The sequence below is a fragment of the Arcicella aquatica genome (assembly GCF_034928825.1).
GTDB classification, from domain to species: domain Bacteria; phylum Bacteroidota; class Bacteroidia; order Cytophagales; family Spirosomataceae; genus Arcicella; species Arcicella aquatica.
In genome coordinates this window covers 1-2,549 of sequence record NZ_JAYFUL010000096.1, presented here as the reverse complement: position 1 = coordinate 2,549, position 2,549 = coordinate 1, and the positions used below count along the sequence as shown (strand labels likewise).

General features: G+C 37.0%; 2 protein-coding genes. Both read left to right on the top strand.

From position 1 onward, the window contains the following. Positions 1–328: 328 nt before the first annotated feature. Positions 329–736: an EVE domain-containing protein gene (locus VB264_RS24925; RefSeq protein ID WP_309922730.1), complete on the top strand. Its 408-nt coding sequence runs from the start codon at positions 329–331 to the stop codon at positions 734–736. Positions 737–763: 27 nt separating this feature from the next. Next, the gene (locus tag VB264_RS24920; RefSeq protein ID WP_323254099.1) at positions 764–2,365 is read left to right on the top strand and encodes a hypothetical protein; all 1,602 of its coding nucleotides are present in this window, start codon (positions 764–766) and stop codon (positions 2,363–2,365) included. Positions 2,366–2,549: the final 184 nt, after the last annotated feature.

Below are 2,549 nucleotides of genomic sequence, written 5' to 3'. Positions count from 1 at the left end.
TTAAATGTACATAAATAGTCTTTAAAACCAAGCGTTGAAGCCCTTATCTCTAGCGAGGGACTTAAGTCCCTCGCTAGAGATAATCATCTGATTATTAATAATTTACAAACTTATGGGTAGTCAGTAGGACTTAAGTCACCCGCTAATAGAAAATGATTTTTTCTAACCCGTATTCTGTGGCACACAGAACATGGTTTTAATGTCACCACAATAAGCACTTAGTAACCTTGCTCATTCCTAGCGAGGGACTTAAGTCCCTCGCTAGGAATGAAGGGGTGTAAACCATAATTTCAATCAACACAAAAACAAAAAAAAATACCATACAATTATGAATTATTGGCTCGTAAAATCAGAACCTTTCAAATATTCTTGGGATGATTTCGTTAAACAAGGCACAGGGATGTGGGATGGCGTCCGAAATTTTCAAGCACGCAATAATTTAAGAGCGATGCAAGTAAACGACCTCGTGCTTTTCTATCATTCAAATGAAGGAATGGAAGTAGTGGGTATTGCCAAAGTAGTAAAAGAAGCTTATCAAGACCCTACGACCGAAGATAAAAACTGGGTGGTAGTTGACCTTGTCCCTGTTGAAAAACTGCCTAAAACCGTTACATTAAAACAAATGAAATCTGATGAACGACTCAAGGATTTATCACTAATCAAACAATCAAGGCTTTCAGTTACACATATTAAGCCCGAGGAATTTGATATTATTCTTGGACTTGCTCATGAGTAAACAAGCTCAATTAATTAATTTAAAAATATGAAAACCGTCTTTTTAAAAAGTATTGCTTTTTTTGTATTGATGATTACCACTATTCAATTCGCACAGGCTCAGAGCTTAAAAAGAATTGAAATTCCGCTACCATCAAGCAATTCTGAGCTTTTTACCATTCCCATCAACGAACAAGGGGTTTTGGTACTATCTCAGGTGAATAAAACTAATTTTGTGCTTTCTAGGTTCGACACCAACCTAGATCAGGTATGGTCTATCAATGGAACAATTGATGGAAACTTAGATTATGTAAAGCATAGCTATGACGGCAAAAGCCTATACTTACTTTTTAGCCGCTATAGAAGTAATGTGTACGAGGTCATAAAAGTAAACATAGGCCCTGGCTTTATCGAAAAGTATCAGATAATGTCTGTAGATAGGATGGAAGTGTCTGATTTTCAAGCTATCAACTCTTCAATTTTTATTGCAGGGATGGTCAATAATCAACCTGTCATTTTATTTACTAATCTGGACGAACGCAAAACAAAGGTATTGCCAAGTGCCTTGAAAAGTCAGGCAGAGATACAATCGATGGAATTGGACACTAGCACGGCTATCGTCAATGTAACGTATGCAGTGGGTACGCGTGGAAAAAATTACCAGTTGGTCGTAAAGTCCTTTGACGAAGATGGCAAGCAAATCTCACAAGTGGTGATGAACCCAGATAACGAATTTGCCATGATGAATGGCAAACTAAACCTTGTCTCTGATTCAACAGAGGTAATGTTCGGAACGTATGGGCATAAAAACTCGATAGGGTCGTCGCGGGGGCCTACTTCACAAGGTATTTATTTCTCAAAATTGACTGACAATGAAATCACCGATTTGAAATTCCATAGCTTTACTGAATTTAAAAACTTCTTTAATTTCATGGGCGAACGCCAAAAGGAAAAGCAAGAGAAAAAGATTCAGGACAAGAAAAACAAAGGAGAAGATTTACGGTTAGACTACCGTTTGTTAGTACATGACATTATCAAACAGGACGATAAATACATCATGGTAGCCGAGGCTTTTTATGCCGACTATCGTTATAATAACTACAATCCTTTCGGAATGTATAATGGTATGGGTAGTCCGTACAGCTCGTTTTATAACCCTTATCGTTGGGGATATGGTTATTATGGTTTGTATTCGCCTTTTAGTTCATACTACAGTCCGTGGGGATGGGGAAACAGAAATTATGGCAATCAACAAACGTTTGACGGCTGGATTTATACCCATGCTATCGTAGCGGCATTTGATGAAAAAGGCAATTTGTTATGGGATAACAGTATCGAAATGAAAGATGTGAAAGAACAAAAACTGAGCGAGAAAGTAAAAGCTTCGATAAAAGGAGACGAAATTACGCTTTCGTACAGCAATAAAGGGCAAATTTTCACTAAAATTATCAAAGGTGATACCATTCTTGAAGATACCCAAAGCTCGAAAATAGGTACGCAAATAGAAGGAGATAAAGTAAAACAGACAACTTCTGATGCTATCGACTATTGGTATAAAAATTACTTCATTGCTTCTGGTTATCAGCGTATTACGAATGATAGCGAAGGCGGACGAAGAAATGTATTTTATATGAATAAGATTTCATTTTAGTTCAAATAAAGGCTTTTGATTAACTTGCAGCGGTATTTCAAAATAAGAGTCCGCTAGACATTATTAACCTCACCCCCAACCCCTCTCCTTCAGAGAGCAGGGCTGTTAAGTTCTGGGATTTTATTAATTTTGACCAAATAATATTTTGTAATGGAGCTTAATGATTTTTTTAAAAGCCTTTCTG